The sequence below is a fragment of the Tistrella arctica genome, assembly GCF_039630945.1.
Classification (GTDB): Bacteria; Pseudomonadota; Alphaproteobacteria; order Tistrellales; family Tistrellaceae; genus Tistrella; species Tistrella bauzanensis.
On record NZ_JBBKTV010000005.1, the window covers coordinates 35122 to 56929 of the forward strand.

Sequence of the window (21808 nt, forward strand, 5' to 3'; positions counted from 1 at the left end):
GGACAGCGCGATTGACCTGGCCCGCATAGTTGCCCGGGCGATGGCCAGGAAGCACCATAAGGAACGACAGGAACAGGAAGGCCAACCCCCGCCATGCGTGCCGCCATCTACGCCCGATACAGCTCAGACCGCCAACAAGAGCGGTCAATCGACGATCAGGTCAAGCTGTGCACCGACCATGTCACGGCCGGCGGCGGCGCCATCGTCCAGGTCTACGCGGACTATGCCGTCTCCGGCGCCAGCACCCGGGGGCGCAACCAGCTCACGCAGATGATGACAGAGGCGCGCGACGGCGCCCCTTGGGACACCGTCATCGCCGAAAGCCTCGATCGCCTGAGCCGTGACCAGGAAGACATTGCAGGCCTGTTCAAACGCCTCCGGTTTGCCGGTGTCCGGTTGATCACCGTATCTGAAGGCGAGATCAGCGAGCTACACATCGGCCTGAAGGGCACGATGAATGCGCTGTTTCTGCGCGACCTCGCCGACAAGGTGCGCCGCGGTCATCGCGGCATCACCGCCGAGGGCCGCATCGCCGCCGGCCTCGCCTATGGCTACCGGATCGACACCACCTTTGACGATCGCGGACGGCCCATTCGGGGGGGGCGACAAATCGTCCCCGAAGAAGCCGACATCATCCGCCGCATCTACAGAGAGTATGCCCGTGGCCAAGGGCCGCGCTCGATTGTGTCCGCACTCAATCGCGAGGGCGTCACTGGCCCCTCCGGACGGACATGGACCGTATCAACGGTCATGGGCAATGCCGCCCGGCTGACCGGCATCCTGCACAATCCGATCTACCGCGGGCGGCTGATCTACGCCCGACAGACCTTTATTAAGGACCCCGACAGCGGACAGCGCCGTCCGCGGGTCCAGGATGCCGCCAAATGGGAAGTGAAGGAGGTGCCCAAGCTGCGCATTATCAGCGACGACATGTGGCGAGCCGTCGAAGCCCGCCGCAAGGCCGTCTCCCGCCAGCCCCTGGCCCACCGCCGCCGGCCGGCGCACTTGCTGTCCGGCCTGATCCGCTGCGGGGTATGCGACAGCCCTTATGCGGTGAAATACAAGGACCGGATGCAGTGCAATGGCCGCCACGATCGGGGCACATGCACCAACGCGCGCACTGTCCGCCTTGCCGAACTGGAGAGCCGCACCCTCGGCAGCCTCAAGGCATTTCTGATCGACCCGGCCGCCCGCGCCGCGGCGATCAAGGAATATCACGAAGAGCTTGCGCGCCTCGAAAAAGCGCAGTCCGGCCGCGCCGACAAGCTGGCCACGCGGCTCGGATCGATCGATTTCCAGATGCGGCAGATCATTGAGGCGATCAAAGCCGGCGCCGCATCGAAAGCTCTGATCCTGGACACCAATCGCCTGCAAGCGGAACGCGATGCGATCGAAGCGGAAATCGACGCGCTCCAAGCCCAGCGCGCCACCATCACACTGCACCCAGCCGCGCCCGAGGCTTATGCACAGGCTGTCCAGGATCTGGCGGACGCACTGGCAGGCGATCCGCAGTCCCGGGCAGAGGCAGCGGCGGTGATCCGCTCGCTGATCACCAGGATCGAAATCCATCCAGAGCCGGCCCGCGGTCAGTACCGCCTAGCAGTTTTCGGCCCCGCGGCGGAAGCTCTCGGACTGGCTCAATTCGTGGAAGACGAAAAGGAAAAGGCCCGACTGATGGGAAAATCAGTCGAGCCTTCTGCCCACAGTGTCGGAAGCACTGTGTCGATGGTAGCGAGGGAGGGATTTGAACCCCCGACCAAGGGCTTATGAGTCCCCTGCTCTACCACTGAGCTACCCCGCCTCACGGTGGCGTCGCTCCGTCGTCTGGAGTGCCGCCGATCAGGTGGGCGTGAAATAGCGGATCGGCAGGCGGGTTGTCAAGTGTTGGTGTTCGCCGGATCGATTGCGGGTGAGGCCGCGGGTGCCGCCGGGCGTGGTTGCAGGGGCCGTTCCAGGCCATAGAGGGCCGCCATGGCGGCGCGGTCATCGGCGCGTGCCGCCGTCTGATCGAGCAGGCCGCGATAGGCCGCCCTGTGCTCGTGCCGGGTATGGGGCCAGTCGCTGCCCCAGATCAGGCGGTCGGGGCCCAGCCGCGCCGCCAGCCATGCCAGATGGGCCGCGACCGGCACCCGGCTGCGATAGGGGGCACTCGCCTTGACGTGAATGCCATGGCCCTCCGGCAGCGCCGCCAGGGCGCGGAACCAGGGTTCATCATCGGGGTCGGGCGCTTCGACCAGCCCCAGATGATCGATGACCAGCGTGCCGGCCGCCGCGGCCAGCGGCACCAGCACCGGCGCAATGCGACGGCTTTCAAGCTGGATCTCAAGATGCAGGCCGGCATCGCGCATCCGGCCGAGAAACGCCCTCACCGCCCGGTCGGCCGGGTCCGGAACCGGTGCGCCGGAGACCAGATTCCACCGCAGGCCCCGGATGCCCCCCGCCGCCAGCGCCCGCAGATCTGCCGGCTGGCTGTCGAGATCGACCACCGCCACCCCGGCGAAACGGCGCCGGTCGAGCCGTTCCAGCGTGTCGAGCAGAATGTGATTGTCGGTGCCCAGAAAACTGACCTGGACGATCACCCCGCCGATCAGATCATGTGCCGCCAGCAAACCGAGCCAATCCGGGAGCGGCGCCGGGCGGCTGGGCAGATACCGCACCGGGCCGGCCGCCGCCACCCGGTCATAAACATGAACATGCGCGTCGAAAGCTATCATGCCGCCTCCCTTATATGGTTCTATATAGAACTGGTTGACCCGAGCGGTCAAAGGGTTTAGGCAGGAAGAGAGAGGGAGACCGAGCCGATGCTGCAACCACACCCGCCGTCCGATGAACGGCTGCCCGCCTATCTGCGTCTGCGCGATGCCCTGGCCGCCCGCATCGCTGCCGGGGAATGGGGCCCCGATGCCGTGCTGCCATCCGAGAATGCGCTTGCCCGCGACCACCATCTGTCGGTGGGCACGGTGCGCAAGGCGGTGCAGCATCTGGTCGATGAGGGATTGCTGGAGCGGCGGCAGGGATCGGGCACCTATCTGCGCAAACCCGCCTTCGATGCCACCCTGTTCCGCTTCTTCCAGATGCAGACACCGGGCGAGGACGGGCAGAGCATCCCGAAAAGCCAGTTGATCGCCCGGATCCGGGTCACCGCACCCGGGCCGGTGGCAGCGATCCTTGGTACCGCAGACACCATCCGCATCGACCGCCTGCGATCGCTGTCGGGCCGGCCGATCCTGGCCGAAGAGATCTATGTGCCGGCCAGCCGCTTTCCCGGGCTGGAGACGATCGCCGCCCACGACCTCGGGCCCCTGCTCTATCCGGTCTATTACGACCGGTTCGGAATCTTCGTGGCCCGCGCGATCGACGATGTGAGCTTCGCCACGGCGGATGCCGGCACCGCCGCCCTGCTCGGTATCACCGAAGGCGACCCCGTGGCCGAAATCGAACGCACCGCCTTCACCATCGACGGCACCGCCATTGAATGGCGGATCGCCCGCGGCAACGCCCGCAACTTCCGCTATCGCAGCCGGATCGGCTGACACGGCGCCGCCGCACCCGCCCATCCCCAGGGCAGATGCGGGCGCACCCCATAACAACACGTCCAGGGAGGGACATCATGAAGACGCTCGTGATCCATGCGGCCATCATCGGCCTTCTGGCCCCGTCAGCGGCGCTGGCGGCCTATCCGGAGCGGCCGATCGAGATGATCGTACCGGCGCCCGCCGGTGGCGGCACCGACACCGCCGCCCGCAAGCTCGCCACCATTCTTGAAGACCGGCTCGGCACCAGCATCGCGATCCTCAACGTCGCCGGCGGCGGCGGATCGGTGGGCGCCACCCAGTTCATGCGGGCAAAATCCGACGGCTACACGCTGTTCTCCACCTGGAACAGCCCGCTGACCACCGTGCCGCAGGTCCAGAAGGTCGCCTATGACATCAACAGCTTCACACCCATCGCCTCGACCTCCGAAACGGCCTATACGCTGTGCGTGAAAGCCGATTTTCCCGCCGCCACCGGCCAGGCCTTCCTTGATGAACTCAAGGCCAACCCCGACAAATACACCTATGGCAATGACGGTATCGGCGGCACCATGCAGCTTGCCGCCGAACGAATCTTTCAGGCCAAGGGCGTCAAGGCGGTGGCCATCCCCTTCGGTGGTGCCGGTGAAACCCTGCAGAATTTCCTGGGCGGCCATATCGACATCTATGGCGGCTCGATCTCGCCGGTCATCCCCTATGTGCAGTCGGGCGAGGCCAAATGCCTGATCGTCACCTCGGCCGCCCCCGTCGCGGCCCTGCCCGATGCGGCAGGCCTGGCCGAGCTTGGGCTCGGGTCTGAGGAAACCCTGCTCTGGCGGGCGATTCTGGGCCCCAAAGACATGGACCCGGCGCAGGTGGAGACGCTGACCACCGCGATCCGTGCGGCCGTGAATACGCCTGAGTATGTGGAGTTCCTGGCCACGCGCGGCGAGACGCCGAATGTCATCACCGGCGACGCGCTGGCGCGGCGGCTTGCCGAGGAATATGACGGCCTCGCCCGGGCGGCCAAGGCTCTGGGCCTGGGGAACTGAGATGGAGCGGCGGCAGGACGTCGTTCTCGGCCTCGTCCTCGCCGCCCTCGGCGGGTTCGCGGCCCATGAAGCCACCGGCTATCGTGGCGCCTCGGGCAGCTATCCGCTGGTGCTGGGCGCGGTGCTGGCAGTGCTGGGGCTGGCCCTTGTGGCGCGCGCGCTCAGACAGTCCGGCAACCGCGCCCGGCCGCTCGCCGTCCACGCCGTCCGTCTGGCCGGCACCGCGGTGATGGCCGCGATCTATCTGGCGCTGATACCGGCGCTCGGCTTCTACACCGCATCGGCGGTGGCGGTGGCGGCGATGCCGGCGGCACTCGGCCTGCGCCGACCGGCCCTGCTGGGCCTGGGCGCCATCATCTTCATCGGCACCGTCTGGCTGGTGTTCACGCTGGTGCTGAACAAGCCGCTGCCGCCCGAAATCTGGTTCCGTCCCGGCTGAGGCCGGCCAGCCCCTGGACACCCGTTCCCCATGGATATCATCCTTCAGATCCTGTCGGGGGTGTTCGCGCCCGACACGATGTCAGCCATGCTCGGCGCCTCGCTGCTCGGCGTCTTCATCGGCGCCCTGCCCGGCCTGAACCCGGTGATGGCGATTGCCCTGCTGCTGCCGCTCACCTATTCCATGGACCCGCTGGTGGCGCTCGGCATGGTCGCCGGCATCTATAACGGCTCGATGTATGGCGGGGCCATTCCGGCGATCCTGCTGCGCATCCCCGGCACGCCCGCGGCCATCGCCACCACCTTCGACGGCTATCCGATGGCCCAGAGGGGCGAGGCCGCCAAGGCGCTCAAGATCGCCTGCTGGTCGTCGGCGATCGGCGGCACCGCCTCGGCGCTGGCGCTGATGACGCTGGGGCCGCTGCTCGCCCGCGGCACGCTCTATTTCGGGCCGGCGGAATATTTCTGGGTGGCGATGTTCGGCATGGCGTCGATCGGGGTCATGGTCGGCCGCGATCCGCTGAAAGGGCTGATCGCCTCAGTGCTTGGGCTGCTGCTCGGCACCGTCGGGCTCGACCAGTTGTCGGGCACGCCACGCTTCACCTTCGATCAGCCCTGGTTGCTGGGTGGGCTGGATCTGATCGTGATCCTGGTCGGCCTCTATGCCCTGCCGCCGGTACTGCAACTGGCGGAAGCCGCCGATCTGAAAGGGCTGCCCGCCAGCGCGCTGCGCCTGGGACGCGTCCGGCTGACCCGGGCGGATGTCGTGTCGCTGGTGCCCACCTGGATCCGCTCGTCATTGATCGGCATCGGGGTCGGTATCCTGCCCGGTGCCGGCGGCAATATCGCGGCCTTCCTGTCGTATAACGCCGCGAAGAACCGCGCGCCCGATCCCGACAGCTTCGGCAAGGGCAACCCCGCCGGCGTCGCCGCGGCCGAATGCGGCAACAATGCCGACAATGCCGCATCGATGATCCCGGCCCTGACCCTGGGCATTCCGGGCAATGTGGTGGCGGCGCTGGTGCTGGGCGCGCTGCTGATCCACGGCCTTCAGCCCGGCCCGCAGCTGTTCAGCCAGGCACCCGATCTGGTCGGCGGTTTCATGGTGCAGATGCTGGTGACCTCGCTGCTGATCCTGGCGGTCGGCGGCGCCGCGGCAACACGCGTCTTCGCGCAGGTTCAACGCCTGCCGGGGGTGATGCTGGTGCCGACGATCCTGGTGCTGATGGCGGTCGGCGTCTATGTCATCAATGGCCGGCTGGTCGATCTGTGGCTGATGTTCGGGGCGGGGCTTGCCGGTTATCTGCTTGAAAAGCTGGACGTGCCGCTGGCGCCGATCGTGCTGGGCCTGATTCTGGGGCCGATGGCCGAACAGGGGGTGCGACGCGCGCTGCTGATCGGGCGTGGCGACCCGATGTCGCTGATCAGCCATCCGCTGTCGGCGGTGATCGCGCTGGCGACACTCGGCTTCATCCTGTGGCCACTGCTCCGGCGGCTGAAGCCGCGGCGGCCACCGGCCGCATGACCAAACGACGAGAGGGGCGCATGACAGATACGTCATGCGCCCCTTTGATAAGGATCATCTGCTGGCCTTACGGCCGCAGCGATTCCTGGCGGCGCAGCACGTCGCGCAGGCTCGCCTGCTGGCGGTCGAGCGCGCGGATCTGGTCGCGCAGGCTGCGGCGCTCGATGTCTTTCTGGGTCTTCTGCAGCTTCTGTTCCAGATCCTGGATCTTCGTGTCCATGCTCTGGATCTCGCGGTTGGTCTTGTTGACCTTCAAACCGTCGTTCAGCGCCTGTGAGAAGGCGCTGTCGCCGCGCTGCCCACGGCAGGCATCCTCTTTCCACGTCCGCCCCTCGACCCCCTCGCGCCAGCCCGTGGCCGCCGTGCAATAGGTGGCGATGCCGGCATCCCAGCCGGCCCGATAGGCGATGGTATCGGGCCGCACCCCCGCCTCCGCGCAATCGCTGGCATAGGCCGCAAGCGAACTCCGCTGGTCCTCACCGGCGGCACCATCGGTATAGCCGGTACGGTTCCAGTCGGCGACCTTGCATTCGTCGGGGGACATGCTGGTACAGGCCGCCAGCACCAGAGGCACGGCCAGCAGGATCAGAAGGGCGAATAATTTCTTCATGGGGGCGGGTATCCCGATGCGGCAAAGGAAGCGGCGGACAGAGCGCGCATTGCTCACCGCCTTATAGCAGGCCGCCGCCCCACCACCGGCCCCGCCGATCACGCCTCGGGCAACGGCTGTCGACCACCAGGTCGCTTTGGCGCGGTTCGGGTCAGGCCGCCGCCATGTCTGTGATCCAGCCGCCGCCCAGCACCCGGTCGCCGTCATAGAACACGCAGGCCTGTCCGCTGGCCACCGCGCGCTGCGGATCATCGAACACCACCTCCGCACGCGGCAGTCGGCCATCCTCCGCATCGGCGGCCGGCGGATCGATCAGCCGCAATGTGGCCGGCACCGGATCGCCGGTGGAGCGGATGCGGGCATCGATACGCAGGCCGCCAGCCGGCGGTGCCGCCCCCTCGCCCAGCCAGTGAACCCGATCAACCGACACTGTCCGGCGCCCCAGCAGATGCCCCGGCCCCACGATCACCCGCCGGCGCACGGCATCCAGCTTCAGCACATAGAGCGGCTCGGGGCCGCCACGGTCCAGCTTCAGCCCGCGCCGCTGACCGATGGTGTAGCGATACACGCCCTCATGCCCGCCCAGCACCTCGCCGGTCTTGGCATGGATGATCTCGCCGGGCGCATCGGCCATCGGTGCCAGCTTGCGGACGGTTTCGGCATAGCGGCCGGAGGGCACGAAGCAGATATCCTGGCTGTCGGGCTTGGACGCCACGACCAGCCCGAATTCCGCGGCCATCGCCCGCACCTTGGGCTTTTCCATATCGCCCAGCGGAAACCGCAACCGGCCCAGCCGCTCCTTGGTCAGCGCGAACAGGAAATAGCTCTGGTCGCGGGCCGGATCGCGGCCGCGCAGCAGGGCCGGTCCGCCATCGGCGCCGATGCCGTTGCGGGCATAATGGCCGGTCACCAGCAGATCGGCATCCAGATCGAGCGCGGTATCGAGCAGATCCCGGAACTTCACCCGCTCATTGCAGCGTATGCAGGGCACCGGCGTGTCGCCGGCCAGGTAGCTTGCGGCAAAATCATCAATCACCGCCGCGCGGAAGCGCGCCTCGTAATCCAGCACGTAATGCGGGATGCCCAGCCGGTCGGCGACCGCGCGGGCGTCGCGGATGTCACGACCGGCGCAGCATGCCCCGGCCTTCTCCACCGCCATGCCATGATCATAAAGCTGCAAGGTGACGCCGACGACGTCATAACCTTCGGCCTTCAGCATCGCCGCCGTCACAGAGCTGTCGACGCCACCCGACATGGCGACCACCACCCGCGTCGCGGCGGCGGGCTTGTCGAGACCGAGGCTGTTCATGAGACGAGCGTCCTTCGATGATGGAGGGCCGGAACCAGAGATCAGATATCGGTGGCGGACCGGCCGGCATCCAGCCCCATCTGCCAGAAAGCGGCTTCCAGCCGGGTCGCGGCCGCGAACAGACCAGTCAGCGCCGGCAGGCGGGCCTCGCCGCCGCGCTGCCGCCAGACCCGGTCGATCTGGTCTGAGGCCACCCGCACGATGCCGGCATAGTCGTCACCGGCATAGGCATCGATCCAGTCGCGATAGGGGTCGCCCACGGGCAGCCCGGCCGCTTCCGCCTTCAACCGGTGGCCGATCTCGCCATAGCCGACCACGCAGGGGCTCAAGGCCACCAGCAGGTCCAGCAGATCGCCCTTCAGGCCGGTATCGATCACGAAACGGGTATAGGCAACCGTCGGCAGGTCTTCGGGCGTGGCCGCCATGTCAGCTTCGGTCAGGCCCCAGGCCGCACAGGTACGGACATGCAGCTTCATCTCGGTGTCGGTCAGGCCGCGCAGGGTTTCGGCGGCAGCCCGCATGTCGTCGAGCGTCTCGGCCTTGAAAGCCGCGAGCGCATAGGCGCGCGCGAACTGGATCAGGAACAGGTAATCCTGGATCAGATAATGCCGGAACGCCGCGCGCGGCAGATCGCCACGCCCCAGGCCACGCACGAAGTCATGGGCGATATAGGCCTCCCATCCGGCACGGCTGCGAGACCGCAGCGCCGCCACCAGGCCGTCTTCGGCAAACAGGCCATGTCCGGGTGCCAGATCGTCGAGCATGCGGGCGTCTCCTCGGAAGCCAGGGGCAGGTGAAAATCCGGCGTCACGTTACCCGACCCGCCGCGGCTTGGCCAGACGAGGGGCCATCACCACGACAAAACGCCGCCAGCCGATACCGGCCGACGGCGCTTCATCATCAGTCGGTCCGGCCCGATCAGCCGTCCCGGCCCGAACCGTGCCACAGCCAATGGCGGCTGGCGGAACCCCGCCGGCAGCGCCATTGGCGGCCGATCAGTCGATCAGCGCGTTGTGCACTTCGGTCGGCAGCGCGACGGTCAGGCCGTCCAGCTCTTCGGTGATGATGATCTGGCAGCCGAGACGCGAGGTCTTGGTCAGGCCCCAGGCGAGGTCGAGCATGTCTTCCTCTTCCTCGGCGGCCTCGGGCAAGCGTTCGAAATCCTCAGCCGCAACGATCACATGGCAGGTGGAACAGGCCAGCGACCCCTCGCACGCGCCTTCGATGTCGATGCTGTTGCGATGCGCGATCTCAAGGATCGAAAGGCCCACGGGCGCCTCGACCTCACGGCGGTTGCCGTCACGCTCGATGAAGGTGATCTTGGGCATGGCGTTTTTTCTCTCGTCCCTCGTGGCTGCCGCCCGGTCTCCCGGTCGCGGCGGCGCGCTCGCTCGCGTTTCTTGAACCGCATTCCGCGGTCGGGGGCAAGCGCGAACTCTCAAATCCCCCGCCACCGGCACCGTCCACTCCCCGTGGGAGATGGCAACGCCCATCGCCAATCAACTTATAGTCAATATCGGCGTAAGGATGCAACCGCAGCGGATATCCGATACGACAAAGCGCGCCCAGGCCAGGGAGCGCGCTTTGCAGGCGGCGGACCAGCATCGAGGCATGGCCGGCGGTGTGGCGGTCAGACGTGAAACGACTCGCCACAGCCGCAGCGGCCCTTCTCGTTCGGATTCCGGAAGACGAAACCGGCCTGAAGCTTGTCCTCTTCCCAATCCATCTCGGAGCCGATCAGGAACAACACGGCCTTGGGCTCGATCAGGATGCGCACACCCTTGTCCTCGACCACCTCGTCGTGCTTATTCACCTGCTCGGCCATCTCCATGGTATAGGCAAGGCCGGAGCAGCCGGCGGTCTTCACGCCGACGCGGATCCCGACCACACCATCCTTGTCGGCCATCAGGCTGCGCAGCCGGTCGGCCGCCGCATCGGTAATGCTCATCGCCGCCATGGGCATGGGCAGGGTCTCCCCTCTGTGGCTTGCATGCGACGCTCGCGAACAAATCGGATACGTCATGGAACCGGCCGGTCGGTCGGCCCCTGATTTCCGGGCGACGTCGCGCTCGTCTTCTAACATAATCACTCGCCAGCCGGATGAAAGAGGCGATCCGTGCCGCCGCGGACGCTATTTCGCTGTCCGGATGAACAATACATCAGCCCGCTTCGCGCTGCCCGTGACCACGAACCGGCCGCCGTTCCGTCAGACGGTTCGGCGGCGGGATTTCAACGAGCCAGGACCAGAACCGCATGATCGCTCAGCAGTCCCCCGCCGACAGAAACCGCCGCTCCACGATCCGCACGCAGCGTCTGGCGATCCGTCATGCCTTGTCGGCCGTCGTGCTGCTGGCCGGCACCGCGCTATGCGGCGGCAATGCTCTGGCCCAGGGTGCCGGCGGCGGCATGCCGGTCGAAGCGGTCAAGGCGCGGGCCGAGCCCTTTGCCGAAACCATCATGGTCGCCGGCACACTGGAAGCGGTGCAGTCGATCGACGTGGCGTCGGAAGTTGCCGGCAGGCTGTCGGCCATTTCGGTCAAGGACGGCGCGCGGGTCAGCGAAGGCGACGTGTTGTTCAAGCTCGACGACGCGATCGCGCGCGCCGAACTGGCCGAAGCCCGGGCCTCGATCGAATCGAACCGCCGCAATGCCGAGCGAGCGCGCGATCTGGCCAGGCGCGGTGCCGGCACCGGCCGTGCACTCGACGAGGCGGTGGCCGCCCTTCAACTGTCACAGGCCCAGGTTGCGTCCGCCCAGGTGCGGCTCGACAAGACCACCATCACCGCGCCGTTCAGCGGCGTCGCCGGCTTCCGCACCGTCGACCTTGGCGCCTATATCTCGGCGGGCCAGACCCTCACCACCCTCGACCGGCTGGACCCGATCCGGGTCAGCTTCCGGCTGCCTGAGCGCTTCGCCGGCGTGGTCAAGCCGGGAGAGACGGTCATCGTCGAAGTCGATGCCTTCCCGGCGGAACGCTTCACCGCCACCATCACCGCCATCGACCCGCGGCTCGATGCGGGCGGTCGCAGTCTTGCGATCCATGCCGAGATCCCCAATCCCGATACCCGCCTGAAGCCCGGCATGTTCGCCCGCATCAGCGCGGTCCTGAACGAGATCGGTAACGCGGTGATCATTCCCGAACAGGCGATCGTGCCCGATCGCAACGGGCCGTTCGTCTACAAGATCGTCGACGGCAAGGCCGTGCCGCAGCCGGTCACCATCGGCGCGCGCCGGGTGGGCGAGGTCGGCGTCACCGAGGGTCTTGAGAATGGCGACCTGGTGATCAGCGCCGGCCAGATCAAGATCGGCCCCGGTATGCCGGTGACGCCGCTGCCCGGCGGCTCCGACCCGTTCGCGCGCCAGGATGCCGCGCCCGCGGGCGGCGCCACGCCGGCGGCACCGGCGGATGATGGTGCCACCCCGGCCGGCGGCAATGCCGCGGCCGGCGGCTGACGCGCAGACGAGGACGCACCCGTGAAGCTATCAGATATCTGCATCCAGCGTCCGGTCTTCGCGACCGTGCTGAGTTTCGTCGTCCTGCTGCTGGGTCTGGTCGCCTACGACCGCTTGTCGGTGCGCGAATATCCCAATATCGACCCGCCGGTGGTGAATGTGGAAACCGTGTATCCGGGCGCCAGCGCTCAGATCATGGAAAGCCAGATCACCCAGGTGCTGGAAGACAGCCTGTCGGGCATCGAGGGAATCGACTACATCACCTCGGTCAGCCGCCAGCAGCAGAGCCAGATCACCCTGCGCTTCAAGCTCGACCGCGACCCCAGCGACGCGGCGGCCGATGTCCGCGACCGCGTGGCCCGGGTGCGTGGCCAGTTGCCCGACGAGATCGACGAGCCGATCATCGAGAAGGTCGAGGCCGACGCCCAGCCGATCATCTATCTGGCATTCTCGTCCGACCGGCATTCGCCGCTGGAACTGTCGGACTATGCCGACCGCTATGTGAAGGACCAGCTCCAGATCCTGACCGGCGTCTCGCAGGTGATGATCTTTGGCGAGCGCCGCTATTCCATGCGCATCGCCCTGGATCCGATCCGGGTGGCCGGCTATGGCCTGACCCTTCAGGAGATCGAGGCGGCACTGGCCGCCCAGAATGTCGAGATCCCGGCCGGCACGATCGAGAGCGCCGAGCGCGAATTCACCGTGCTGTCGGAAACCGATCTGGCACGCCCCGAACAGTTCAACAACATCGTGCTGGCCGAACGCCAGGGCCATCAGGTGCTGTTGTCGGATGTGGGTCAGGCCTTCATCGGTGCCGAAAGCGAGGATTCCGCCGCCCGGTTCAACGGCCAGCCGGCGGTCGCGATGGGTGTGGTCAAGCAGGCCACCGCCAACCCGCTCGACGTGTCGGCCGCCGTCCGCGAGCGCATCCCGCTGATCGTCGACAACCTGCCCGAGGGCATGAAGGTCGACATTGCCTATGACAGCTCGGTCTTCATTCAGGCATCGATCGACAACGTCTATTCCACCATCATCGAAGCCGTGGTGCTGGTGGTCGCGATCATCTTCCTGTTTCTCAGGTCGTTCCGCGCCACGCTGGTGCCGCTGGTCACCATTCCGGTGTCGCTGATCGGCGCCTTCTTCATCATGTATCTGCTGGGCTTCACCATCAACACGCTGACCCTGCTGTCGCTGGTGCTGGCCATCGGCCTGGTGGTCGACGACGCGATCGTGATGCTGGAGAACATCTTCCGCCACATCGAGGCCGGCATGTCGCCGATGCGGGCGGCCTTCAAGGGCAGTCGCGAAATCGCCTTCGCGGTGATCGCGATGACGATCACACTGGCGGCCGTGTATCTGCCGATCGCCTTCCAGACCGGCACCACCGGCCGGCTGTTCACCGAATTCGCCCTGACGCTGGCCGGCGCCGTGCTGATTTCCGGCTTCATCGCGCTGACCCTGACGCCGATGATGTGCGGCCTGCTGCTGAAGCATCAGACCAGCCACGGCCTGTTCTATCGCGTCATCGAAGGCGCGCTGAACGCGCTGACCCGCGGCTATCGCGCCACATTGCGCGGCGCGCTAAAAGTGCGGCCGCTGATCCTGCTGATCGGGCTGGGCGTCGCCAGCGGCAGTTTCTTTCTGCTGAAAGCCTTGCCCGAGGAACTGGCGCCTTACGAGGATCAGGGCTTCCTGATCGGCTTCCTGGTCGGCCCCGAGGGCGCCACGCTCGACTATACGGAGCGCTATGCCCGCGGGCTGGAAGGCATCTATGCCGGCATTCCGGAAGCCGAGACCTATTTCGTGGTCGCGGGCTTCCCGCTGAAATCCCAGGGCATCAGCTTCGTGAAGCTGCAGACCTGGGACGAGCGAAGCCGCAGCGCCGCCGCGATCGCCGAATCGGTGGGGCCCGCCATGTTCGGTGGCCTGCCGGGCGTGCTCGCCTTCCCGATCCCGCCCGCACCGCTCGGTCAGGAAATCGGCGAAAAGCCGGTCCAATTCGTGGTTCAGTCGTCGATGCCCTATCAGGAACTGGGGGAACTGGTCGACCGGATCGTCGCCAAGGCGCGCGAGAACCCCGGCCTTCAGAACATCGAGACCAATCTGAAGCTGAACCGCCCGCAGCTATCGGTCTCGGTCGACCGCGCCAAGGCGGCCGATCTGGGCATCGGCGTCGATGTCATCGGCCGGACGCTGGAGACCGCCCTTGGCGGCCGCCAGATCACCCGCTTCAAGCTGGATGGCGATCAGTACGACGTGATCGTCCGCCTGGACGACCGCTATCGCGCGACGCCGTCGGACCTGACCAATATCTATGTCCGTTCGGCCGCCGGCGAGATGGTGCAGTTGTCCAATCTGGTGACGGTGACCGAAACCGTGGCGCCGCAGGCGCTGAACCACTTCAACCAGTTGCGCGCGGTCACCCTCGACGCCAATCTCGCGCCCGGCTATGCGCTGGGCGAGGCCCTGGCTTATCTGAACGATATCGCGCGGGACGAACTGGGCGGCCGCGCCACCACCGACCTGTCGGGCCAGAGCCGCGAGTTCCGCGACAGCGCCTCCAGCCTTGTCATCACCTTCGTGCTGGCGCTCGGCTTCATCTTTCTGGTGCTGGCGGCGCAGTTCGAAAGCTGGCGCGATCCGTTCATCATCATGCTGACCGTGCCCCTGTCGATCACCGGCGGCCTGCTGGCGCTGTATCTGTCGGGCGGCACCTTCAACATCTACAGTCAGGTCGGTGTGGTCACCCTGATCGGGCTGATCACCAAACACGGCATCCTGATCGTCGAGTTCTCGAACCAGATCCGGCGCGAGGGATTGTCGCGCAGCGATGCCGTCGTCGAAGCCGCCGTCCAGCGCCTGCGGCCGATCCTGATGACCACCGGCGCCATGGTGCTGGGCACGGTGCCGCTGGCGCTCGCCACCGGCGCCGGTGCCGAATCCCGCCAGGATATCGGCTGGGTGATCGTGGGTGGTCTGCTGGTCGGCACCTTCTTCACCCTGTTCGTGATCCCGACCGTCTATACCTATATCAGCCGCCGCGACATGAAGCCGATCATCGATGCCCCAAGCGACGCCGACCTGGCCCGTGAAGGTGCGCAGGGTCATGTCCAGCATTGATCAGGGCCGAGGTCTGCCCGCCTCGGTCATCGCCGCACCCGTCATCGCCGCACCCGTCATCGATCTGGTCGTGATGGGTGTGGCGGCGCTGGATGACGATGGCGAGGCGGTCTTGGCCGGCTGGCTGGACGACGAGGAGCGGGCGCGGGCCGCCCGCTTCCACTTCGCCCGCCATCGCCGGATCTATATCGCCGCCCATGCCCTGCTCCGCGCATGGCTGGGCCGGCGGCTGGGGCTTGCGCCCATGGACCTGCGCTTCACCGCCGGCGCACGTGGCAAGCCCGATCTGGCGCCGTCGCAGATGCCGCTGACGGTCGACGGGCGCCCGGCGCTGCGTTTCAATCTGTCGCACACCGCGGGCATGGTCGCGATCGCCGTCACCGCCGACCCCGAAACCGCCGTGATCGATCTGGGCGTGGATGTCGAGGCGGCGGACCGGCTGGGCGATTACGACGCCCGCATCGCCCGTGGTTTCTTCGCCGAGGATGAGGCGGCAGCCCTTGAGGCACTGCCGGATGCCGCCGACCGCGCCCGCCGTTTCCTGACCTTGTGGACGCTGAAGGAAAGCGTGATCAAGACCACCGGTGCCGGGCTGTCACAGGCCTTGTCGGGCTTCAGCATCCGTTTCCCTGCCGGCTGGCCCGGCCCGGACCTGCTGCCGGATATCGAGGCCCGCGACCCGCCGCTCGCCCAGGGCCTCGCCTGGCACCTGATGCATCAGGAGTATGACGGCGTGCATCTCGCAGCCGGACTGCTCTGCCCGGCAGGCCTGCCGCCGCCGCACTGGCGGATCACGCCGATGACACCGGCCCGGCTTCAGTCACCGGCAACACCCTGAACGACCGGTCGAGCATGCCGCGGGCGATCTCGTCGGCATCGCTCACCACCTCGACCGGGCCGTGGCGGCGCAGATAGGCGGCATGGTCGTCATCGCCCGCCCGCGCCACCACCGACAGTCCCGGATTGGCGGCCAGCGCCTGGGCAACCACCTGCCCGGCCTCGAAACTGCGCGAGATCATCACGAACAGCCGGCTGGCCCCGGCGATATTGGCTGCCGCCAGGATGTCGGATGCTGCCGCATTGCCGTGCACAGTCTCGATCCCCCGCCTCGCCAGATCGGCCGTGCGCCCGGGCAGATCCTCGATCACCAGGAACGGCACGCCGGCGGCTTCCAGGGCGGCACAGATCCGCCGGCCGATCCGGCCATAGCCCACAACCACGGCATGGCCCGACAACCGGGTCGGGGCCGGCGGCAGGTCGCGGGCATCCTCGATGCTGCGCGGCGGCAGCACCGGCGCGGTCCGCGCGGTCCAGACGTCGATCGCCCGGAACAGCAGCGGGTTGATCAGAATCGACAGGATCGCGCCCGCCAACACGACATCGCGCCCCTCGGGCGGCATCAATCCTTCCGCCACGCCCAATGCCACCAGGATGAACGAGAACTCGCCGATCTGGGCCAGGCTGGCCGAAATCGTCAACGCGGTCACACGGCTGTGGCCGAAGGCCCGCACGATCAGATAGGCCACGATCGACTTGCCGAACACGATGATTGCCAGCGCGCCGATCACCGGCACGGGGTCGTCGACGATGATCGCGGGGTCGAACAGCATGCCGACCGAGACGAAGAACAGCACGGCGAAGGCATCGCGCAATGGCAGGGTCTCTTCCGCCGCGCGGTGGCTTAGCGTCGACTCGCTCAACACCAGCCCGGCAAAGAACGCCCCCAGCGCGAATGAGGCGCCGAACAGCTCCGATGCCGCATAGGCGACGCCGAGTGCCAGGGCCAGCACGCACAGCCGGAACAGTTCGCGCGATCCTGAATGGGCGATCTGGTGCAGGATCCACGGTACGATCCGCCGTCCCGCCAGCAGCATCACCGCGACGAACACCGCGACCTTGCCCAGCGTTACCGCCACCGTCGCGGCCAGATCCGCAAGAGGCAGGCCGGCCCCGCCACGATCTTCGGTGAGCAGGCCGGCAAAGGCCGGCAGCAGCACCAGCACCAGCACCATCGCCAGATCCTCGACGATCAGCCAGCCGACGGCGATGCGGCCGCGCTCGGTCTCGACCAGCCGGCGATCCTGAAGCGCGCGCAGCAGCACAACCGTGCTTGCCACCGACAGGGCCAGCCCGAAGACCAGGCCGGCGCCGACACCCCAGCCGAGTGCCACGGCAAGCCCGACGCCCATGGTCGTCGCCAGCCCCATCTGGGCGATGGCGCCGGGCAAGGCGATCGCCCGCACCGCCAGCAGATCCTTGACCGAAAAATGCAACCCGACGCCGAACATCAGCAGGATCACGCCGATCTCCGCCAGTTGCGGCACCAGGGTGGTGTCGGCGACATAGCCCGGCGTCGCCGGCCCGATCACAACCCCCGCCAGCAGATACCCGACCAGCGGCGACACCCGCAGCCGATGCGCAATCGCGCCCAGGATGAAGGCAAGGCCGATGCCGGCAACGATGGTGGTGATCAGCGGCAGATCATGGGGCATACGGCGCGTGCTCCGGTCAACAGGGTCGATGTGCCGGGGGCGCGTGTCGCTGTGACTGTTCGACAGGGCCGCCCCCTCGCCCACAGGATACACCGACACCGCAACCGTCGGGTGACAGACCGACAGTGCTGCGGTATAGCGTGGCCAGACACAGCGCATAGAGGGAGCGACAGATCATGCACGCAACCGCCAATCGTTGGGTGCAGCCAGCCGGCCAGCGCTGGCTGACCGGACCCGCGGGCCGGGATCTGGCGCGCTGGCGGCTGATCTGCATTCCCCATGCCGGCGGCGGCGCGTCGAGCTTCCGTCCCTGGGATGCCCTGACCGGCAGCGATGTCGAATTGCTGGTGGCACAACTGCCCGGGCGCGAAAGCCGGTTTCGTGAACCGGCGCTCGATCGGGTCCAGCCTGTGGTTGCCGCACTCGCCGATGCGATCGGCCTTCTGACCCCGAAGCCGACGGTGCTGTTCGGCCACAGCATGGGGGCGATGCTGGCCTATGAACTGGCGCGCCGGCTGATCCAGACCGCGCCGTCACAGGGCCCGCGCCTGCTTGCCGTATCCGGACGCACACCGCCCGGCAGCCGCAGCACGCTGAAAGACCTGCTGGGCATGGATGACGACGATTTCGCCCGGGCGCTGTCGGAACGCTATGACGGCATTCCGGCGGCGCTGATGGCCGATCCGGCGCTGATGGCCGTGTTCCTGCCCACACTCCGGGCCGATTTCCGGATGGTCGCCGAATACGAACCCAAGCCGGCCGAACTGTCGGCCCTGCCCTGCCCGATCCTGGCGATGGGCGGCATCGACGACAGACATGCCGCGCCGGAAACGCTTGCCGGCTGGCAGGGCTTCACCACCGCCCGCTTCGACAGCGCCATATTCCCGGGCGGACATTTCTATCTGGGCAGTGATCCGGCTGCGGTGGTGGCCCGCCTGATGGCGGGCCTGCCCGACGACCTTAGGTGATCAGCCGCCGCTGCCGGCGACGCCGACGGCGCCGGTCCGTGGTGCGGTTTCCGGAACCACGCCATAAGCGCCGAAGCCCTGCCGGCCATTGCCGCCGGCAAGCTCGCCACCCTCGGCCCAGCCCAGCCAGCGTGCCACCTGATCGACCGTGATCGGCTGGCCGGGCAGTATGCTGCGACCCATCTGGTCCGATGGCGGCTGCTGGCTGCCGGCCGCGCCATAGGCCGGCTGGCCATAGCCGGGCTGCGCCTGGCCATGTTCGGCATAACCCGGCGGCATCATGCCGCCGCCTGCAGCACTGGTGCCGGGCTGGCCGGCCATGGCCGCGGCCGCCATGCCCGGCTGGGCCATCATGCCGCTGTTGCTGGTCTGCGGATAGGCGGCCTCCGGCACGAAGCCATGGGCCGCGGCGGCTGATGGCGTCAGTATCGTGCCGCGCTGAGGATTGGCCGCCGCGGCCGCGGGCACGCGCCCCTCGATGATCGCTTCGCTCTCGCCCGTGTCCATGCGCCCACCATGGGTACGCGGAGCGGTGCCGTCACCACTCGATGGCGGGCCGGCGGTACCGGCCGTGTCGATGGTCACACCGGTCGCATCGGCGGCATCATGGCCGTTGATGCCGGTGCCCAGCGGGTCGATCGCAACCGTGCCGACGTTGTTGTCGCCGGCAATCAGCGGATTGCCGGCGCGATCGCGCTCCAGCGTCGACACCGCCTGCGATCCGCCACTGTCGATCCCGCCCAGAATCAGCGGCATGCCGCCACTGTCCTTGTTACCGATGATCACCATCTTGCCGTTGCGCGACTGGGCCAGTTGAACGGTGGCATTGATGCCGAGCCAGGTCAGGTAATCCGGGATCTGGGCATCGCCCACCTGATCGAACAGCATCCGGATGCCTTCGCCTTCGATCCGCTTGCGCTCGGCTTCCTTCTGCTCGCTGGCCAGACGGAAATCATATTCCAACTGCCGCTGATACTGTTCGACCTTGCGCTCGATCGCCTGCGCCACCCGATCGGGCAGGTGAATGGCCTTGATCAGAACATCCTCCAGCTCGATCAGGTCAACGCCCTCGGCGCTATAGGAACTGCCCCGCAGGAAATTGGTCTTCACGCCCTCATAGATCTCGGTCTGTACGATGGTGCGCAGGTTCGAATAGAAATCTTCGGCGGTATACTGCGAAATCCGCGCGCGGGTCACCGACCCGACCTCGGGGATGATGATCTTGTACAGGTAATCCGGGCCGACATTCTTGTGCAGGATGCCGACATACTTCTCGTCCAGCCGAAAGCGGAACGAAATCGTGGTGCCGACGGTCAGACCATCGGCGGTGATGGCATCATAAGTCTGGGTCACGGTCTGGAAGCGGACATCGTAGATTTCCAGACGGTCCCAGGGCCAGATGAACTGCAGGCCCTCGCCGCGGGTCTCGTCGACATTCGTGCCGCCGAACCGGTACCAGACCACGCCGGCATGGCCCGCCGGCACGGTGATGAAGACCATTGGCCACAGCAGGATGATCGCCGCCAGCAGCACCAGCACGGTGATCGTGATCGACCATATATGGCGCCAGAACCAGGCGCCGATCCGGCCGAAGAACCCCGGCTCGTCGCTGCCCGCCATATCCGCGACCGTCATTCCACATCCTCCCCGCCCGTGGCGGCTTCACGTTCGACGATCGCCACGACCCGGCCCTCTTCCATCGCGATGCGGCGGTCGGCCACGTCGAAATAGCGGTCGTCATGGGTGATGGCGATCACCGTCTTGCCGCGCGCCTTCAACAGCGGCAGCAATTCCCGATAAAACTTGCGCCGGAACTGGGGATCCTGATCGGCCGCCCATTCATCCAGCACCAGGATCGGCCTGTCCTCGATCATCGACACCATCAATGCCAGGCGTTTACGCTGGCCGCTCGACAGATCGATGGTGTCGAACACGTCCTTGTCCAGGGCCACCTTGCCGCCCATTTCCATCAGCGTCACCAACGCCTGGAACTCCTCGGCCGAGGGGGGGGTGATGCCATAGAGCCGCCGGAACAGGTGATAATCGGCGTAGATGACCGAAAACAGCGAGCGATAGCTGTCATAGAAATGGCGGTCGACCACCTGCCCGTTCAGCCGCAACATGCCTCGGTCGGGGTAGTACAGGCCCACCAGCAGCCGCACCAGGGTCGATTTGCCTGATCCATTGCCGCCGGTGATGAAGATCGTCTCGCCCTGGCGCACCGTCAGATCGAACGGCCCCACCCCGAATGCCACGCCGCCCACCGGGGCATAGGCGAAGGTGATGCCGTCGAAACGGATCTCGTCGAACTGCGTCAGGGGTGTCACGGCGGTCGTGGTGGCGGTCGCGGATGCCGCCGCGATTTCCCGCAGCGTCTGGTCCATGCGCGACAGATTGTCGGCGGCGGCATTGGCCATGGCCAGAACCGGCACCGCCTGGATCACCATGCCCAGCGGCCCCACGATGAACAGGATCGCCGTGGCGGTCTGCACCACCGCCTCGGGTTTGGTATCGCCGATGCTGGGCACCAGAAACACCACGACGCCCAGCAACAGGAAGATCATCGTCTGGCCGAAGACGAACTCGTTGCCTGATTTGACCTGAAGATCGGCCTTGGCATCACGGGCCAGTTCCGAGACCACAACCATATCTTCAAGAAGCGCATCACGACGCGCCGCGGAAAGCTTGACCTCTTTGAAGCCGTCAAGCACATCGCGCATGCTCTGGAAGACAAGGTTCTCCTTGCCCATCGCCATCGGATATTTGTTGCGCAGATCGATCAGCCGCCGGACGACCAGAAACACCGCGATGGCGATGAAGCCGGTGCTCAACCAGAAGGCCGTGCGGTCGGTGATCAGGATATAGATCATCGCCAGCGCGATCAGGATCACCGACTGGGCGGCGATCACCAGAATGTTCGCGGCCTGTGAAATCGTCTGGGTGTCGCGGATCAGGCCGGCCAGAATATTGCTGCGGCCGATCTGTTCCAGTGGCAGCAGATCCGACCGGGCGACGGTCTCGATCAGGCCGCGACGCAGACGGTGAATGATCTCCTCGACCTCGATCGCCGTGATCTGCATCATCCGACGCTGGCTGAGGATATAGATCGCCACCACGATGCCGAACAACGCCACCGTCCGCAGGTCGACCTTCTCGTCGGCAAGACTGGATGAGGTGTTGATGATCGCCATCACCAGGGCGTTGCTCACACCGGCGAGGGCCGCGATGACCAGCATGGTCATCGGCTTGGTCGTCATCTCGCGACGGATGAGATCGATCAGGGGCATCGTCACCGGGCGGTCTCGGTCTTCTGGTCGATAAAACGGGAA

At 66.7% G+C, this 21808-nt stretch carries 18 protein-coding genes and 1 tRNA gene; 9 read left to right on the forward strand and 10 right to left on the reverse strand.

Features of this window, described 5'->3' with window-relative positions; translation table 11 throughout:
• Positions 1-93 precede the first annotated feature (93 nt).
• Positions 94-1770 (forward strand): recombinase family protein, encoded by a 1677-nt coding sequence (locus WG924_RS12070; protein ID WP_345933653.1) that lies wholly within the window; start codon positions 94-96, stop codon positions 1768-1770.
• On the opposite strand, the gene WG924_RS12075 is transcribed toward WG924_RS12070, so the two are convergent.
• Positions 1727-1801 (reverse strand) — tRNA-Met (locus WG924_RS12075). The genes WG924_RS12070 and WG924_RS12075 overlap by 44 nt on opposite strands.
• Before the next feature lie 76 nt (positions 1802-1877).
• The gene (locus WG924_RS12080; protein WP_345933292.1) at positions 1878-2714 is read right to left on the reverse strand and encodes an amidohydrolase family protein; all 837 of its coding nucleotides are present in this window, start codon (positions 2712-2714) and stop codon (positions 1878-1880) included.
• A gap of 87 nt (positions 2715-2801) precedes the next feature.
• Between WG924_RS12080 and WG924_RS12085 the strand changes: the two genes are divergently transcribed.
• From WG924_RS12085 to WG924_RS12100, 4 genes are all read left to right on the forward strand, one after another.
• A complete protein-coding gene (locus tag WG924_RS12085) occupies positions 2802-3533 on the forward strand; it encodes a GntR family transcriptional regulator (protein WP_345933293.1) in 732 nt (243 codons plus the stop codon).
• A gap of 77 nt (positions 3534-3610) precedes the next feature.
• Positions 3611-4564 (forward strand): tripartite tricarboxylate transporter substrate binding protein, encoded by a 954-nt coding sequence (locus WG924_RS12090; protein ID WP_345933294.1) that lies wholly within the window; start codon positions 3611-3613, stop codon positions 4562-4564.
• Between the two features lies 1 nt (position 4565).
• Positions 4566-5003, forward strand: a complete 438-nt coding sequence (locus tag WG924_RS12095; protein ID WP_345933295.1) for a tripartite tricarboxylate transporter TctB family protein — start codon at positions 4566-4568, stop codon at positions 5001-5003.
• A 30-nt stretch (positions 5004-5033) separates the two neighbouring features.
• Entirely contained in the window at positions 5034-6527 is a 1494-nt protein-coding gene (locus WG924_RS12100; RefSeq protein WP_345933296.1) for a tripartite tricarboxylate transporter permease, read from the forward strand.
• 67 nt (positions 6528-6594) lie between these two features.
• Here WG924_RS12100 and WG924_RS12105 read toward each other — a convergent pair whose 3' ends face one another.
• The 5 genes from WG924_RS12105 to WG924_RS12125 form a co-directional block, all read right to left on the reverse strand.
• Positions 6595-7137 (reverse strand): DUF2799 domain-containing protein, encoded by a 543-nt coding sequence (locus tag WG924_RS12105; RefSeq protein ID WP_345933297.1) that lies wholly within the window; start codon positions 7135-7137, stop codon positions 6595-6597.
• 151 nt (positions 7138-7288) lie between these two features.
• Positions 7289-8446: a tRNA 2-thiouridine(34) synthase MnmA gene (gene mnmA, locus WG924_RS12110; RefSeq protein ID WP_345933298.1), complete on the reverse strand. Its 1158-nt coding sequence runs from the start codon at positions 8444-8446 to the stop codon at positions 7289-7291.
• A 41-nt stretch (positions 8447-8487) separates the two neighbouring features.
• The gene (gene tenA / locus WG924_RS12115; RefSeq protein ID WP_345933299.1) at positions 8488-9210 is read right to left on the reverse strand and encodes a thiaminase II; all 723 of its coding nucleotides are present in this window, start codon (positions 9208-9210) and stop codon (positions 8488-8490) included.
• A gap of 231 nt (positions 9211-9441) precedes the next feature.
• Positions 9442-9774: a ferredoxin family 2Fe-2S iron-sulfur cluster binding protein gene (locus tag WG924_RS12120; RefSeq protein ID WP_188576755.1), complete on the reverse strand. Its 333-nt coding sequence runs from the start codon at positions 9772-9774 to the stop codon at positions 9442-9444.
• Positions 9775-10076: 302 nt separating this feature from the next.
• Positions 10077-10409, reverse strand: coding sequence for a HesB/IscA family protein (locus WG924_RS12125; protein WP_188576753.1), 333 nt, complete (start codon positions 10407-10409; stop codon positions 10077-10079).
• Between the two features lie 290 nt (positions 10410-10699).
• Between WG924_RS12125 and WG924_RS12130 the strand changes: the two genes are divergently transcribed.
• Genes WG924_RS12130 through WG924_RS12140 form a run of 3 tightly spaced genes read left to right on the forward strand, consistent with a single transcriptional unit; the run spans position 10700 to position 15857 of the window.
• On the forward strand, positions 10700-11899 hold the full coding sequence (locus WG924_RS12130) for an efflux RND transporter periplasmic adaptor subunit (RefSeq protein ID WP_345933300.1): 1200 nt from the start codon (positions 10700-10702) through the stop codon (positions 11897-11899).
• 21 nt (positions 11900-11920) lie between these two features.
• Positions 11921-15019 carry an efflux RND transporter permease subunit gene (locus tag WG924_RS12135; RefSeq protein WP_345933301.1) on the forward strand — a complete coding sequence of 1033 codons (3099 nt, stop codon included), beginning with the start codon at positions 11921-11923 and terminating at the stop codon, positions 15017-15019.
• Positions 15006-15857: a 4'-phosphopantetheinyl transferase family protein gene (locus tag WG924_RS12140; protein ID WP_345933302.1), complete on the forward strand. Its 852-nt coding sequence runs from the start codon at positions 15006-15008 to the stop codon at positions 15855-15857. The genes WG924_RS12135 and WG924_RS12140 overlap by 14 nt, the downstream gene beginning before the upstream one ends.
• Here the strand turns inward: WG924_RS12140 and ybaL are convergent.
• Positions 15811-17511 (reverse strand): YbaL family putative K(+) efflux transporter, encoded by a 1701-nt coding sequence (ybaL, locus tag WG924_RS12145; RefSeq protein WP_345933303.1) that lies wholly within the window; start codon positions 17509-17511, stop codon positions 15811-15813. The genes WG924_RS12140 and ybaL overlap by 47 nt on opposite strands.
• Positions 17512-17687: 176 nt before the next feature.
• On the opposite strand from ybaL, the gene WG924_RS12150 reads away from it, so the two are divergent.
• Entirely contained in the window at positions 17688-18479 is a 792-nt protein-coding gene (locus tag WG924_RS12150; RefSeq protein ID WP_345933304.1) for a thioesterase II family protein, read from the forward strand.
• Here WG924_RS12150 and WG924_RS12155 read toward each other — a convergent pair whose 3' ends face one another.
• Together WG924_RS12155 and WG924_RS12160 are read right to left on the reverse strand one after the other, a co-directional pair.
• Entirely contained in the window at positions 18480-20114 is a 1635-nt protein-coding gene (locus WG924_RS12155; RefSeq protein ID WP_345933305.1) for an SPFH domain-containing protein, read from the reverse strand.
• Positions 20111-21766 carry a cyclic peptide export ABC transporter gene (locus WG924_RS12160; protein WP_345933654.1) on the reverse strand — a complete coding sequence of 552 codons (1656 nt, stop codon included), beginning with the start codon at positions 21764-21766 and terminating at the stop codon, positions 20111-20113. The genes WG924_RS12155 and WG924_RS12160 overlap by 4 nt, the downstream gene beginning before the upstream one ends.
• Positions 21767-21808: the final 42 nt, after the last annotated feature.

What these genes read in the sequence shown, in the direction of transcription:
- WG924_RS12070 (WP_345933653.1), top strand. Translation starts at nt 94, where the DNA reads ATGCGTGCCGCCATCTACGCCCGATACAGCTCAGACCGCCAACAAGAG.
- WG924_RS12080 (WP_345933292.1), bottom strand. Translation starts at nt 2,714, where the DNA reads ATGATAGCTTTCGACGCGCATGTTCATGTTTATGACCGGGTGGCGGCG.
- WG924_RS12085 (WP_345933293.1), top strand. Translation starts at nt 2,802, where the DNA reads ATGCTGCAACCACACCCGCCGTCCGATGAACGGCTGCCCGCCTATCTG.
- WG924_RS12090 (WP_345933294.1), top strand. Translation starts at nt 3,611, where the DNA reads ATGAAGACGCTCGTGATCCATGCGGCCATCATCGGCCTTCTGGCCCCG.
- WG924_RS12095 (WP_345933295.1), top strand. Translation starts at nt 4,566, where the DNA reads ATGGAGCGGCGGCAGGACGTCGTTCTCGGCCTCGTCCTCGCCGCCCTC.
- WG924_RS12100 (WP_345933296.1), top strand. Translation starts at nt 5,034, where the DNA reads ATGGATATCATCCTTCAGATCCTGTCGGGGGTGTTCGCGCCCGACACG.
- WG924_RS12105 (WP_345933297.1), bottom strand. Translation starts at nt 7,137, where the DNA reads ATGAAGAAATTATTCGCCCTTCTGATCCTGCTGGCCGTGCCTCTGGTG.
- mnmA (WP_345933298.1), bottom strand. Translation starts at nt 8,446, where the DNA reads ATGAACAGCCTCGGTCTCGACAAGCCCGCCGCCGCGACGCGGGTGGTG.
- tenA (WP_345933299.1), bottom strand. Translation starts at nt 9,210, where the DNA reads ATGCTCGACGATCTGGCACCCGGACATGGCCTGTTTGCCGAAGACGGC.
- WG924_RS12120 (WP_188576755.1), bottom strand. Translation starts at nt 9,774, where the DNA reads ATGCCCAAGATCACCTTCATCGAGCGTGACGGCAACCGCCGTGAGGTC.
- WG924_RS12125 (WP_188576753.1), bottom strand. Translation starts at nt 10,409, where the DNA reads ATGCCCATGGCGGCGATGAGCATTACCGATGCGGCGGCCGACCGGCTG.
- WG924_RS12130 (WP_345933300.1), top strand. Translation starts at nt 10,700, where the DNA reads ATGATCGCTCAGCAGTCCCCCGCCGACAGAAACCGCCGCTCCACGATC.
- WG924_RS12140 (WP_345933302.1), top strand. Translation starts at nt 15,006, where the DNA reads ATGTCCAGCATTGATCAGGGCCGAGGTCTGCCCGCCTCGGTCATCGCC.
- ybaL (WP_345933303.1), bottom strand. Translation starts at nt 17,511, where the DNA reads ATGCCCCATGATCTGCCGCTGATCACCACCATCGTTGCCGGCATCGGC.
- WG924_RS12150 (WP_345933304.1), top strand. Translation starts at nt 17,688, where the DNA reads ATGCACGCAACCGCCAATCGTTGGGTGCAGCCAGCCGGCCAGCGCTGG.
- WG924_RS12155 (WP_345933305.1), bottom strand. Translation starts at nt 20,114, where the DNA reads ATGACGGTCGCGGATATGGCGGGCAGCGACGAGCCGGGGTTCTTCGGC.
- WG924_RS12160 (WP_345933654.1), bottom strand. Translation starts at nt 21,766, where the DNA reads ATGCCCCTGATCGATCTCATCCGTCGCGAGATGACGACCAAGCCGATG.